The organism is Streptomyces sp. NPDC044106 (assembly GCF_056433985.1).
On record NZ_JBWKFZ010000014.1, the window covers coordinates 209,074 to 222,858 of the forward strand.

General features: G+C 74.0%; 9 protein-coding genes and 1 tRNA gene. 5 read left to right on the plus strand and 5 right to left on the minus strand.

Annotated elements, in window-relative coordinates:
• The first annotated feature begins 9 nt into the window (after positions 1 to 9).
• From AC07DI_RS26265 to AC07DI_RS26285, 5 genes are all read left to right on the plus strand, one after another.
• The gene (locus AC07DI_RS26265; protein WP_478906322.1) at positions 10 to 2,457 is read left to right on the plus strand and encodes a DNA polymerase III subunit gamma and tau; all 2,448 of its coding nucleotides are present in this window, start codon (positions 10 to 12) and stop codon (positions 2,455 to 2,457) included.
• Between the two features lie 284 nt (positions 2,458 to 2,741).
• Entirely contained in the window at positions 2,742 to 3,998 is a 1,257-nt protein-coding gene (gene purD / locus AC07DI_RS26270; RefSeq protein ID WP_384256013.1) for a phosphoribosylamine--glycine ligase, read from the plus strand.
• A 498-nt stretch (positions 3,999 to 4,496) separates the two neighbouring features.
• Complete coding sequence (locus AC07DI_RS26275) at positions 4,497 to 6,659, plus strand: hypothetical protein (RefSeq protein ID WP_478906323.1); 2,163 nt, start codon at positions 4,497 to 4,499, stop codon at positions 6,657 to 6,659.
• A gap of 500 nt (positions 6,660 to 7,159) precedes the next feature.
• Positions 7,160 to 8,641 carry a N,N-dimethylformamidase beta subunit family domain-containing protein gene (locus AC07DI_RS26280; protein ID WP_478906324.1) on the plus strand — a complete coding sequence of 494 codons (1,482 nt, stop codon included), beginning with the start codon at positions 7,160 to 7,162 and terminating at the stop codon, positions 8,639 to 8,641.
• Positions 8,642 to 8,795: 154 nt separating this feature from the next.
• Positions 8,796 to 9,692: a phosphoribosylaminoimidazolesuccinocarboxamide synthase gene (locus AC07DI_RS26285; protein ID WP_478906325.1), complete on the plus strand. Its 897-nt coding sequence runs from the start codon at positions 8,796 to 8,798 to the stop codon at positions 9,690 to 9,692.
• Positions 9,693 to 9,771: 79 nt separating this feature from the next.
• On the opposite strand, the gene AC07DI_RS26290 is transcribed toward AC07DI_RS26285, so the two are convergent.
• The 5 genes from AC07DI_RS26290 to AC07DI_RS26310 form a co-directional block, all read right to left on the minus strand.
• A tRNA-Gly gene (locus AC07DI_RS26290) sits at positions 9,772 to 9,844 on the minus strand.
• 23 nt (positions 9,845 to 9,867) lie between these two features.
• Positions 9,868 to 10,476 (minus strand): response regulator, encoded by a 609-nt coding sequence (locus AC07DI_RS26295; protein ID WP_478906326.1) that lies wholly within the window; start codon positions 10,474 to 10,476, stop codon positions 9,868 to 9,870.
• Complete coding sequence (locus AC07DI_RS26300) at positions 10,473 to 11,936, minus strand: histidine kinase (protein WP_478906327.1); 1,464 nt, start codon at positions 11,934 to 11,936, stop codon at positions 10,473 to 10,475. Before AC07DI_RS26300 ends, AC07DI_RS26295 begins: the two co-directional genes overlap by 4 nt.
• Positions 11,937 to 11,976: 40 nt before the next feature.
• On the minus strand, positions 11,977 to 12,774 hold the full coding sequence (locus AC07DI_RS26305) for an ABC transporter permease (protein ID WP_384256027.1): 798 nt from the start codon (positions 12,772 to 12,774) through the stop codon (positions 11,977 to 11,979).
• Positions 12,771 to 13,748, minus strand: coding sequence for an ATP-binding cassette domain-containing protein (locus AC07DI_RS26310; protein WP_478906328.1), 978 nt, complete (start codon positions 13,746 to 13,748; stop codon positions 12,771 to 12,773). The genes AC07DI_RS26305 and AC07DI_RS26310 overlap by 4 nt, the downstream gene beginning before the upstream one ends.
• Positions 13,749 to 13,785 lie beyond the last annotated feature (37 nt).

Below are 13,785 nucleotides of genomic sequence, written 5' to 3' on the forward strand. Positions count from 1 at the left end.
CTCGTATGCGTGTCGTCTCTCGCGTTGTACCGCCGTTATCGCCCGGAGTCGTTCGCCGAGGTCATCGGGCAGGAGCATGTGACAGACCCGCTGCAGCAGGCGCTGCGGAACAACCGGGTCAATCACGCCTACCTGTTCAGTGGCCCGCGCGGCTGCGGCAAGACGACGAGCGCGCGCATCCTGGCCCGCTGCCTGAACTGCGAGCAAGGTCCCACCCCCACGCCCTGCGGCGAGTGCCAGTCCTGCCGCGACCTGGCGCGCAACGGCCCCGGTTCGATCGACGTCATCGAGATCGACGCCGCGTCGCACGGTGGCGTGGACGACGCCCGTGACCTGCGCGAGAAGGCCTTCTTCGGCCCGGCGTCGAGCCGGTACAAGATCTACATCATCGATGAGGCCCACATGGTCACCTCGGCGGGCTTCAACGCCCTCCTTAAGGTGGTCGAGGAGCCCCCGGAGCACCTCAAGTTCATCTTCGCGACGACCGAGCCCGAGAAGGTCATCGGCACGATCCGGTCGCGTACGCACCACTACCCCTTCCGGCTCGTGCCCCCCGGCACGCTCAGGGACTACCTCGCCGAGGTCTGCGGCCAGGAGGCCATGGCCGTCGAGGACGGCGTCTACCCGCTCGTCGTGCGGGCCGGCGCGGGCTCCGTGCGTGACTCGATGTCCGTCATGGACCAGCTCCTCGCCGGCGCGGGCGAGGGCGGCGTGACGTACGCCATGGCGACCTCCCTCCTCGGGTACACGGACGGCTCGCTGCTCGACTCCGTGGTCGAGGCATTCGCCTCCGGGGACGGCGCCGCGGCCTTCGAGGTCGTGGACCGCGTCATCGAGGGCGGCAACGACCCGCGTCGCTTCGTCGCCGACCTCCTGGAGCGGCTGCGCGACCTCGTGATCCTCGCGGCCGTGCCGGACGCCGCCGACAAGGGGCTCATCGACGCCCCCGCCGACGTCGTCGAGCGGATGCAGGCCCAGGCCGGTGTCTTCGGAGGCGCCGAACTGAGCCGCGCCGCCGACATCGTCAACGAGGGCCTCACCGAGATGCGCGGCGCCACCTCGCCCCGGCTCCAGCTGGAGCTGATCTGCGCCCGCGTGCTGCTCCCCGCCGCCTACGACGACGAGCGTTCCGTCATGGCCCGCCTCGACCGCCTGGAGCGCGGCGGCAACTTCGTCGCGGGTGGCCAGGGCCCCGGCCCCGCGATGGCGTACGTCCCCGGGTCCGAGACCCACGCGGGCGTGCAGCAGGCCGGGGGCGTCGCCATGTCGCAGGGCGCGCCCGCGGGCATGGGCCAGCCGGTGCCGCCCGGGGGTGGGCCTGCTGCTGCCCGCGCGGCGGTGCGGGGGGCCGGGGCCGGGGGGCCGCAGGGGTCTGGAGCGGGTGCGGGTGTGGGGGGCGCGGGGCAGGGTTCGGGGCCGGGGGCCGGTGTGGGCTCCGAGTCCGACTTGGGCTCGGGCTCGGCTGTTCCTGTGGCGCAGGCGCCTCAGGCTTCCCCGGCACCTCACACGCCGCAGCAGGCGCCCCAGGCCCCGCCGACAGGCCCCGCGGCTGCTCCCGCCTCCCCGCCTCCCGCGTCTCCGTCTCCCACCCCCACCGGTGAGCGGCGTCCCGGCGGCTGGCCCACGGCTTCGGCCCCCGCCTCGGCACCGGCGGCCTCCCAGGCCTCCCAGGCCTCCCCGGCCGCCGCCGCTCCGGAGACGGCACCGCGGCCCGGCGGCTGGCCCACCGCCGCGAGCGTGGGGAGCGGCGCCCCGGCGGCCCCGCAGCCCGCTCCGGCGGCGCCCGCTCAGGCCCCGGCCGCGCAGGCTCCCGCCCCGATGGCCGCCCAGGTCGCCCCGGCGGGCGGGCCCGACCCGCGCAGCCTGTGGCCGAACATCCTGGAGGCCGTGAAGAATCGGCGGCGCTTCACCTGGATCCTGCTCAGCCAGAACGCCCAGGTGGCCGGGTTCGACGGGACGACCCTCCAGCTCGGCTTCGTCAACGCGGGCGCTCGGGACAACTTCGCGAGCAGCGGCAGCGAGGACGTACTGCGGGCCGCGCTGTCCGAGCAGTTCGGCGTGGAGTGGAAGGTCGAGGCGATCGTCGACCCGTCCGGCGGCTCCGCGCCCCCGCCGGCCGCCGGGAACTTCGGCGGTGGAGGTGGAGGCTTCGGCGGAGGCGGGGGAGGAGGCTTCGGTGGCGGCGCCCCGGCGCCCCAGCGCTCCGCCGCGCCCCCGCAGCAGCCGTCGTCGCCCCCTTCGACCCCCGCCCCCCAGGCACCGCCCACCCGCGACCCGGCCCCCGCCCCGGCCCCCCGGACGGCCGCTCCCGCCGCCCCGGCCCCGGAACACGTGTCCCCCGAGGACGACATCCCCGAGGACGACGACCCGGACCTGGTGGAGTCGGCGCTCTCCGGTCACGACCTGATCATGCGGGAACTGGGCGCGACGGTGGTCGACGAGTACCCGAACGAGTAGGCGCGGCGCGGGAACGGAGCGGGGGGCCTCTTGCTCCTGCCTCTGCCCGGCGTCGCGGGGTGAACGGGCGGGTGGGTGGGGGGTGGCCGCCGTGGGGCGGCGGGGCTGGGCGGCGGTGCGGGGGCGGTGTCCCCTTCCCTGGGCAAGAGCGATCGCAGCCGCAGGTGGGGAGCCCCTGGCCCCGGAAGGGCCGCCGCGAGCTGGAGGAACGTACAACAGGCTGGTGAGCCTGAGCTGGGCGGCCCGTACAAAGGCACTCCGTCCCGGCGGCTAGGCTGGCCGGCGTGAAGGTCCTCGTCATCGGCAGTGGTGCCCGCGAACACGCCCTGTGCCGCTCTCTGTCCCTCGACCCCGACGTCTCCGAGCTGCACTGCGCCCCCGGCAACGCCGGCATCGCAGAGGTGGCCGAGCTGCACCCGGTCGACGCCCTCGACGGCGCCGCCGTGACCGCCCTCGCGCGCGAGCTCGGCGCCGGGCTCGTCGTCGTGGGCCCGGAGGCCCCCCTCGTCGCGGGCGTCGCCGACGCCGTGCGGGAGGCCGGCATCCCCGCCTTCGGTCCCTCCAAGGAGGCCGCGCGACTGGAGGGCTCCAAGGCCTTCGCCAAGGACGTGATGGCGGGCGCGAGCGTGCCGACCGCCCGGTCGTACGTCTGCGCCACCCCGGCCGAGATCGACGAGGCCCTCGACGCCTTCGGGGCGCCGTACGTCGTCAAGGACGACGGCCTCGCGGCGGGCAAGGGCGTCGTCGTCACCGACGACGTCGAGGCGGCGCGCGCGCACGCCCTCGCCTGCGACCGCGTCGTCATCGAGGAGTTCCTCGACGGCCCCGAGGTCTCCCTCTTCGCGGTCACCGACGGCGAGACCGTCGTCCCGCTGCAGCCCGCCCAGGACTTCAAGCGCGCGCTCGACGGCGACGAGGGCCCGAACACGGGCGGCATGGGCGCCTACTCGCCGCTCCCGTGGGCCGACCCGAAGCTGGTCGACGACGTCGTGCGGAGCGTGCTCCAGCCGACCGTGGACGAGCTGAGCCGCCGCGGCACCCCGTTCGCGGGGCTGCTGTACGCGGGGCTCGCGATCACGAGCCGGGGTGTGCGGGTCATCGAGTTCAACGCCCGTTTCGGCGACCCCGAGACCCAGGTCGTCCTCGCCCGCCTGAAGACGCCGCTCGCCGGGCTCCTGCTGGCCGCGGCGACCGGCAACCTCGCCGATCTGCCCCCGCTGCGCTGGAGCGACGACGCCGCGGTGACCGTGGTCGTCGCCTCGCACAACTATCCCGGTACGCCGCGTACCGGCGACCCCATCGAGGGGCTCGACGCGGTGGCGGCGAAGGACGGCCCGGACGCGTACGTCCTGCACGCCGGGACCAGGCGGGACGGCGACGCCGTCGTCAGCGCGGGCGGCCGCGTGCTCTCCGTGACGGCCACCGGAACCGACCTGACCGAGGCGCGCGAGCGCGCGTACGCGGCGCTGTCCCGGATCCGTCTCGACGGCTCCCAGCACCGCACGGACATCGCGGCGAAGGCGGCGGGCGCGCAGGCGTGACCCCGCCCCGGAGTACTCCCGCGTAACTTTCAGCCAACTTCAGGCCCCGGATCTGTCACTGATCCGGGGCCTTTTCGGCAGCCACCTTTAGAGCCTGTCTTTGAACCCCCGTCTGCGCAGCGACGCCCGGCACGCACGCTCGGCGCACGGAGCCCCAGGACAGGTGGCTCCGCCACATGACCTGGAACTTCGCACTCCGATCGCACGCACCGACCGCCGCTGCGCCCGCGCTTCGCGCGGACGACGGGGGTTCAAAGACAGGCTCTTAGCCAAAGCCATTCCATCGAGTGACCGGTAGCCCGTACGGCTGACGGGGCGGTGTGCCCCAACTAGGGTGCGGCGCAAGCGTTCAAGGCCCCCAGGGCCAAACAGACCACCGGCATTGCGATGTCGGTGGCGGGTGCCACAGTGGGGGAGTGAGCAACACCAACGCCATTGATGTGCGCCGCCGGCCCAGGCCGGCGGCCGAGCTGTAGGCAGCAGGGGGTGCCATCGGTCGTGTCAGGTACGGGTGTGGAGGTGGGCGCGCAGGCCGCGCGCTCCCGGGCCCTCGCTGTGCTGCGGCTGCGCAGCAGGGCGCTGGCCGTCGCCCTGCTGCCCGCGGCCGTCGCCGTCGTGCTGCTCGCGGCGGGGGCCACGGGGCACGCGGGCGGCGGGAGTTGGGACATCGCCCGCTGGGTCGTGACCGGCGCGGCCGTGCTCGTCCTGCTGGGCGCGGCCGGGGTCGCCCTGGTCGTCGCGCGGGCCAGGCCCGCGCTGAGCCCCACCGTGCCGATCGCCGAGGAGTCCGCCCCCGACCTGTACCGGCTCGTGCGCGACCTCGCCGACCGCCTGGACGTGCCCGCGCCCTCGGCCATAGCGCTCACCCCGGACTGCGACAGCTGGCTGGAGGACCGCACCCATCCCGCGCACGGGCCGAGCGGTAGGGGCCGCGGGGGCCGTCGTCGTCAGGCGGGCGCCCGTGCCCAGTCGGATGCTCGTGGCCAGGTGGACGCCCGTGCCCAGGCGGATGCCTCGGGGGCGGCGAAGAGTGGTGCGGCCGTCGGCGCCGCGCGGAGCGGGCGCGGTCCGAACCGTCCGCCTTCCGTCGCCCCCGTGCTCGTCATCGGCTCCCCGTTCCTGTGGTGGATGCGGGTCGGCGAGCTGCGCGCCGTGCTCGCCCCGGTCGTCGCCGGTACGGGGCCCTCGGCGCACCCCGACATAGCGGCCGCCCGGCGCTTCGTCCGCGGGCTCGACGCCGCGGTCGCGGTGGCCGCCGCACCGGGGCGCGGCGCCCTCCCGCGCGTGGTGCTCGGCGGTATCGGCCGGGTCGCGCGGCTCCTCCTGCGCCACTGCCGGGTCCATGCCGCCGAGATGGAGCGCGGTGTCGCGGCTGCCGCCGCCGAGCGCGCCCAGACCGTGGACTACGGGGTGCGGATCGTCGCCCAGGAGCAGGTCGGCCTCGCGTACGCGGGGTGGGACCGCCTCCTCACCCGCGTCGCGCTGCCCGCCTGGCGCATGGGCCGCTGGCCCTCCCGGCTCGACGCGGGCGTCGTCTCGGCGCTCACGGAGCTGTCCCGCAGGGACCGCCTGGCCGAAGGCTTCGCCTCGCGCCTGGGTGAGCGCCCCGCCTGTGACCTTCTGGAGGAGCCGGGATCGATCGACGAGGCGGCGTCGCTCCTCGCCGCCCGTCTCTTCCACGGCGGCCCCGCGGAGGCGGGGCCCGACTGGGCGCCGGTGGCCTGGCAGGAGTATCCGGACGAGGTCGTCGACCGGAAGTGGCGCATGGACGCCGCCCGGCTCCACCGCGTCCTGGACTCCCTGGGCGTCAGCCACTCCGCCGACCCGACGGCCCCCGACCCCGAAGGGCCGACCCTGGGCCGCGTCCTGGACCACCTGACGACGACCGCGTCGGTCGGCGGTACGGAGGGTGTCGGCGGTACGGGGAGTCTCGGCCGTACGGAGAGTCTCGGCGGTACGGAGAGTGACGTGCGGGCCCTTGGCGGGTCGGGGGACGAGGCTCCGGCTAGGGGTGACCTTGCTGCCCTCAGCCCTGATCCTGCCTCTGGCCTCGGCCCCGAGGCTCACCCCGACTCCGGCCCCGGAGCCCACCCCGACTCCGGCCCCGGAGCCCACCCCGACTCCGGCCCCGGCTGCGACTCCGACTCCCTCCCCGACTCCGCCTCCGATTCCTCGGCGGTGGTCCGGCCCGCACCGGCCGCTGAGCCCCGCGCGGCCTCCCTCTTCCCCGCGGTGGACGACGAGGCGGACGAAGCGGACGCGGAGAGCCGGCCCGGCAGGCTCGCCGCGGGCCTCACCGCCGAGCTCGCCCGTGAGGAGGCCGCGACTCCGCCTCGCCCCGCGCCCACGGGCCAGGGACCTGACGACGCCCTCTGGGACGACGGTGCCCTGCCGCTCTTCCCGCTCCAGCCACCCCGTACGGGTCGCGAGCTGCTGGCCGACCACGTCACGGCGATGGTGTGCTGCGCCGCGGTGGACACGGCGGGAGCGGTCCCCGGTCTCGACTGGCTCGACGGCCCCGCCCTGCTGGTCGATGGTGAGCGCGCGGCGGACCTCGCGCCGCGCGTCCTGAGCCTCGTCGAGGACGGCGACCCGTCGCCCCTGCGGGCCTGGCTCACCCGCCTGGGCATCCGCCCGGAAAAACCGGTCCGCCTGGTCTGACCTGGCGGTCAGCTTCCGGGGGCGGCACCGTGCCGGGGCGCCCGACCTCCACCCGGCCGCTGTGCGCTGGGTGTATGGATCGCAGGACTGGACGCAGGACTGGACGCAGGGCTGCCGCCCGCCGTGTGCCTTACAGCCCCTGCCCACCCGCCCCTGCCTCCTGCCCCCTCACTCCCTGCCCCCAGGGCAAGGGCCAGGGCCACCGCACCCGCACCCCGATGCGCCCCGCCCCGCGCGCCCACGCCCCCGCCGGACCTCCGAGCCGCGTATCGGAGGCAAAGCCGCAGGCAGGCGCCCTCGCCGGAACACGCATCCCGCTACCCCTCCCGCCACCCGTCCGCCACCCCTTCCGCCACGGTGCTCGGAATGTCACTCTCCGTTCCCAGGAATTCGCGACGAACGGTGACGAGGTGCCTGCGTAATGTGATGTGCTGGATATGGCCGCCGGACCACAACGCACCATCAGGCGCCGCAGCTCGGGGAGTGAGGGAGGGGCAGGGATGAAGTCGGAGCCGATTCGCCGCTGGGAATCAGGCGCACTCGCGCACGCCGTGTCGGACCCCTTCGGTCAGGGCCCGCTGCCCTGGCTGCGCGGTTCGGAGCAGTACTTCGACGACACGGGCCACGTCGTGCCCTGGTACGTCGACCACGCGCCCGCCCCCGGCGCGACGGACATCCCGGCGCCCCGTACGGGCGGTCCGCTCACCGCCGACGACGTGCACCGCCAGATCAAGGGGTTCACCTCCACCGGCGCCGCCGCCCCGGGCGAGGCGATCGACTTCCACGTCACGGTCGACCCGCCCCAGCAGTTCAGCGTGGACATCTACCGCATCGGGCACTACGGGGGCGACGGGGCGTCGAAGATCACCACCAGCCCCCGCCTCTCCGGCATCGTCCAGCCCGCCCCGCTCACCGCGGACCGCACGGTCTCCTGCCACCACTGGTGGCTCTCCTGGCGTCTGCAGATTCCCAGCTACTGGAGCATCGGGGCGTACGTGGCGGTCCTGACCACCGCCGACGGGTACCGCTCGCACGTCCCCTTCACGGTCCGCGACGACCACCCCGCCGACCTCCTGCTGCTCCTGCCGGACGTCACCTGGCAGGCGTACAACCTCTACCCCGAGGACGGCCGCACGGGCGCCAGCCTCTACCACGCGTGGGACGAGCAGGGCGCTCTCCTCGGCGAGAGCGAGGCCGCCGTCACGGTCTCCTTCGACCGTCCGTACGCGGGCGCGGGCCTCCCCCTGCATGTCGGCCACGCCTACGACTTCATCCGCTGGGCCGAGCGGTACGGCTACGACCTGGCGTACGCGGACGCCCGTGACCTGCACGCGGGCCGCATCGACACCACCCGGTACCGCGGCCTGGTCTTCCCCGGCCACGACGAGTACTGGTCGCCGAACATGCGCCGCGCCACCGAGCTGGCCCGCGAGCACGGCACCTCGCTGGTCTTCCTCTCCGCCAACACCATGTACTGGCAGGTGGAGTTGGGCCCCTCCGCCTCCGGTGTCGCGGACCGGCTGCTCACCTGCCGCAAGCGCCGCGGTCCCGGCCGCCCGGCGCTCTGGCGCGAGCAGGACAAGGCCGAGCAGCAGCTGCTCGGCATCCAGTACGCGGGCCGCGTCCCCGAGCCGCGCCCCCTCGTCGTCCGCAACGCCGACCACTGGCTGTGGGAGGCCACCGGGGCGCACGACGGCGACGAGATCGAGGGCCTGGTCGCGGGCGAGGCCGACCGCTACTTCCCGCGGACCGCGCTCCCCGAGCACCAGGGCCGCATCCTGCTCGCCCACTCCCCGTACGAGGACGCCGAGGGCGCCACCCGTCACCAGGAGTCCTCCCTCTACCGCGCCCCGTCCGGCGCCCTCGTCTTCGCGTCCGGCACCTTCGCCTGGTCGCCGGCGCTCGACCGGCCCGGGCATGTGGACCCCCGTATCCAGCGCGCCACGGCCAATCTTCTGGACCGCATCTGCAAGCGGGACTGACCCCGTCGCACGGCCCCGAAAACCGCCCCGGAAATCGCACTGGAAACCCCAACGAACACCGCGCCGCCGCACCGCCCCGCTCAACCCCTGGCCAAAACCGCACGTCCGATGCGGGAGAATCGACCTCACTTGGCCAGAACCACGGGAGGGAACCGTGTCCGGATTCGTAGAAAAGCCCGAGCCACTTGAAGTGCCGGGTCTGGTCCACCTCCACACCGGCAAGGTGCGCGAGCTGTACCAGAACGAGGCGGGCGAGCTCGTCATGGTCGCCAGCGACCGCCTGTCCGCCTATGACTGGGTGCTGCCCTCGGAGATCCCCGACAAGGGCCGCGTCCTCACCCAGCTCTCCCTGTGGTGGTTCGACCAGCTCGCCGACCTCGTCCCGAACCACGTCATCTCCACGGAGCTGCCGCAGGGCGCGCCCGCCGACTGGGAGGGCCGCACCCTCGTCTGCAAGTCCCTGCGGATGGTGCCGGTCGAGTGCGTCGCCCGCGGCTATCTGACGGGCTCGGGGCTCCTGGAGTACAACGACTCCCGTACCGTCTGCGGCCTCGCCCTGCCCGAGGGCCTCCTCGACGGCTCCGAGCTGCCCGCGCCGATCTTCACGCCCGCCGCGAAGGCCGCGGTCGGCGAGCACGACGAGAACGTCTCGTACGAGGAGGTCGCCCGCCAGGTCGGCGCGGAGACCGCCGCCCAGCTGCGCCAGGCGAGCCTCGCCGTCTACGGCCGGGCACGGGACATCGCGCGCGAGCGCGGCCTGATCCTCGCGGACACGAAGTTCGAGTTCGGCTTCGACGGGGAGCATCTGATCCTCGCCGACGAGGTCCTGACCCCGGACTCCTCCCGCTTCTGGCCCGCCGACCAGTGGGAGCCGGGCCACGCCCAGCCCTCGTTCGACAAGCAGTACGTGCGGAACTGGCTGACCTCGCGGGACTCGGGCTGGGACCGGGCGAGCGAGCAGCCCCCGCCGCCGCTGCCGCAGGACGTGGTGGACGCCACCCGCGCCAAGTACATCGAGGCGTACGAGCGGCTGACGGGCACGCCCTGGTAGCCACCGGTCCTTACCGGCAAGAAGGCCCCGCCCCGACATGAAGAAGGCCCCGCTCCGAGGAGCGGGGCCTTCTGTACGGAGCGGACGACCAGGTTCGAACTGGCGACCTCAACCTTGGCAAGGTTGCGCTCTACCAACTGAGCTACGTCCGCGTTGCGCCGAAGCGCGAGGACAACTATACCCAACCTCGCTCGCGCGCGAGACGCACCGCCGCGTGACGGTTCTCCGCCCCGATCTTGGTGACCGCCGACGAGAGGTAGTTGCGGACGGTTCCCTGGGAGAGCGCGGCGCGCTCGGCGATCTCCGCGACGGGTGCTCCGTCGGCGGCGAGTTCGAGCACCTCGGCCTCGCGTGCGGTCAGCGGCGTGTCCCCGGCGGAGATCGCGTCGGCGGCCAACTCCGGGTCCACGTAGCGGTTTCCGGCGTGTACGGTCCGGATGATCTCGGCGAGCCGCTGGGCGCTCACGGTCTTCGGCACGAAGCCGCGTACCCCGACCGCGAGGGCCCGCTTGAGATGCCCCGGCCGGCCGTGACTCGTCACGATCATGGTCCGGCAGTGCGGGAGTTCGTCGCGCAGGGTTGTGGCCACGCTCACACCGTCGGCGCCCGGCATCTGCAGATCGAGCACGGCGACGTCGGGCTCGTGGGCCCGCGCCATGGCGAGCGCCTCGGGTCCCGTCGCGGCCTCGGCGACGACGACCAGGTCGTCCTCCAGGGCGAGCAGGGCGGCGAGCGCGCCCCGGATGAGGTGCTCGTCATCGGCGAGCAGCACGCGAACGCTCACAGCAGGGCTTCTTCCTCACGACGGCTGCCGGGTTCCTGGCGGGGCGCCCCGGCGGTGGCGGCACGCGAAGACGGCTCCGATCCCGACCCCGGCCTCGGTTCCGATCCCGATCCCGATTCCTGTTCCGGGCCCGGCCCCGGTTCCGATCCCGATTCCGGCTCCGGACCTGGAAGCCGTCCCGCCGCCGGTACGTCCACGGAGAGGCGGAAGACGCCGTCCCCCGACGTGTGCTCCAGCGTTCCGCCCACCGCGGCCAGCCGCTCCCGCAGCCCCGCGAGCCCGGTGCCGCGCCTTACGGGTGCCCCCTCAGGCACACCTCCGGTGCCCCCGGGCACCCCTGCCCCCGGCACCCCGCCATCCACCCCGTCGTTCTCGACGACCAGCGTCGTACGCCCCTCGGCCCCGCCCTCGTCCCCGCCCACCGCCAGCACGATGTCGCACCGCCGCGCGTCCCCGTGGCGCAGCACGTTGGTGGCCGCCTCCCGCACGACCCAGGCGAGGACCGACTGCACGGGCGCGGAGAGCCCGGCCGCCGAACCGGTCACCCGGCAGCGGATTCCGGCCGCCTCCAGGACGCCCTGCGCGCCGGTCAGCTCCACGCCGAGGTCGATCTCGCGGTAGCCGCGCACCACTTCCCGTACCTCCCGCTGGGTCTCCTGGGCGATGCGCTGCACCTCGACCATCTGGTCCACGGCCTCGGGCCTGCCGCGCCGCGCGAGCTGCACCGCCAGCTCGCTCTTGAGCGCGATGACCGCGAGGTTGCGTCCCATCACGTCGTGCAGGTCCCGCCCGAACCGCAGCCGCTCCTCGGCGACCGCGAGCCGCGCCTCGACCTCGCGGGCCCGGTCGGCCTCCCACATCACGGAGAGCGTCCAGGCGCCGCAGCGCGCGGAGAACAGGGCGAGTACGCCGCCGAAGGCGATCAGCGCGGCGTAGCCGGCGAGCTGGCCGCCGCGTGCGCCCATGAGGGCGTAGCAGGCCACGATCACGGCGTCGAAGAGCGCGAGCCGGGAGAGGAAGACCTTGATGGGGAGGGCGAAGGCGAGCGACTGGCCGAACGGGACGACCAGGTAGAGCGCGGTCAGGCCGAGCATGCCCTGCTTCACTCCGTCGACCGCCTGCAGGGCGAGCCCGAGTCCCTCCGCGACGGCCAGCAGGGCGCCGCCGATCGCGAGGTCGCGGCGCGGCAGCGGGACGCGCTTCAGGTAGTGGTCGTACACCTGCCGCAGCGAGCGGTTGGCGTGCGCGCTCTGCGCCGCGGCGACCGCGATCAGCGCCCAGCCGAGGATCTGCGCGACGGGCTCGTGGCGCAGGCTCAGGCCGAGCGGCAGTGAGCCCCAGCTGACGAAGAAGATCCACGGCATGGCGTGCCACATGGCCATGCTCTGGAACTCGACCTTCTCGATCTTGCTGCGTCCGTGCCAGCCACGCTGCCAGGCCCGTATTCGGCCGAGTAGCACCCAGTACCTCCCTCAGAGCCTGTCTCTCGGAGCCTGTCTCTCAGTGACGCGGTTCCCAGCGGAACCACCGGCGTACAGCAAACACCGCGAGCAGGGTCCAGGCCACCGCCGTCGCGAGGGCGCCGAACGTCTCACCGGCGGAGACGCCGCCCGCCCAGCCGCCGCGGATCAGCTCGACGACGGGCGTGAGCGGAAGCAGTTCGCAGACCGAGGCGACCTTGTCGGGCATGACTTCGAGCGGCACGAAGAGACCCGAGCCCACCATCGAGGCGAAGATCAGCGGCAGGCTCATGACCTGCGCGGACTCGGTGGACCTGCTGAAGCTCGCGGTGACGGCCGCCAGCGCGGCGAACATCACGAGCCCCGCGGCGAGGCCGAGCACGACGAGGTCGGGCCGGTTCGGCGCCCCGGCGTCGAGGAGCGCCGCGCAGCCCGCGGCGAGCACGAGGCACTGCACGGCCGCGATGACGACCGAGGGCAGCGCGGCGCCCGCCAGGATCTCGGGGTCGCGCAGCTCGCCGGTGCGCAGCCGCTTGAGGACGAGTTCCTCGCGGCGGGCCGTGTAGACGGCGGTCAGCGAGGAGTACACGGCGAAGAGCAGCGAGAAGCCGAGCGCGCCGGGCAGCACGACGGTGCCGACGGTGAGCCCGGTGCCTGCCAGGTCCATGTCCTTGGCGGCCTGCTTCGTACTGAAGGGCACCACCATCGGCACGAACAGCGCCGCGAACAGCATTCCCTTGTTCCGGCCGAGCAGGGTGAGCTCGGCGCGTGCCAGCGCCCGCATCCGCCGCGCGGGTGTCGTGACGGCCACCGTGCTCATGCCGCTGCCTCCGCTCATGCCGCTGTCTCCTTCTGCGTGGCGCGCCCCGCGGGGCGCTCGTCCGTTCCCGTTCCGTTCTCCGCGTCGCGGGCGATCCGCAGGAACGCCTCTTCCAGGGAGGCGGCCCGCACGTCGAGCCCGGCCAGTTCGACCCGGGCGCCCCTGGCCCACAGGAGCAGTTCCGTGGCGGTCCGCTGCAGTTCGTTCGTACGCAGCCGGACGCGCCGCCCGGTGACCTCGTGGCCGGTCACGCCGAGCGCGGCGAGCGGCGGCAGGTCGCCGGGGAAGTACCCCTCGGGCAGGTCGAAGGAGACGTGGGAGGGCTGTGCGGCGACCACGTCGGTGACGCGGCCCTCGGCGGCGATGCGCCCCTCGTGCAGGATCGCGAGCCGGTCGGCGAGCGCCTCGGCCTCTTCGAGGTAGTGCGTGGTGAGCAGGACGGTCGTGCCGTTGTCGCGCAGTTCCTGGACCAACTCCCAGGTCTCGCGGCGCCCTTCGGCGTCGAGTCCGGTGGTGGGTTCGTCGAGGAAGAGCACCTCGGGGCGGCCGATGAGGGCCAGCGCGAGGTCGAGCCGCCGCTTCTCGCCGCCGGAGAGCTGCTTCACGCGCACGCCGGTCCGCCTGCCGAGCCCGACGAGCTCCAGTGCCTCGGCGGCGGGCCGGGCACCGCTGGTGCAGCCCGCCCACATCCGTACGGTCTCCGCGACGGTCAACTCGGCGGGGAAGCCGCCTTCCTGGAGCATGACGCCGATCCGTGGGCGCACGGCGGCCCGCTCGGTGTACGGGTCGTGTCCCAGCACCCGTACGCGTCCGCCGGACGGTGCGGCGAGCCCTTCGAGGAGTTCGACCGTGGAGGTCTTGCCGGCGCCGTTGGTGCCGAGCAGCGCGAACAGTTCGCCCCGTCCCACGGAGAAGGAGATCCCGCGTACCGCCTCGAAACCGCCCCCGTACACGCGCCGGAGACCGGTCACGTCGATCACTTGGTCAGTCATGTCCTCAGCGTCACCCGGCCACCGGGCCGTCGGCAGT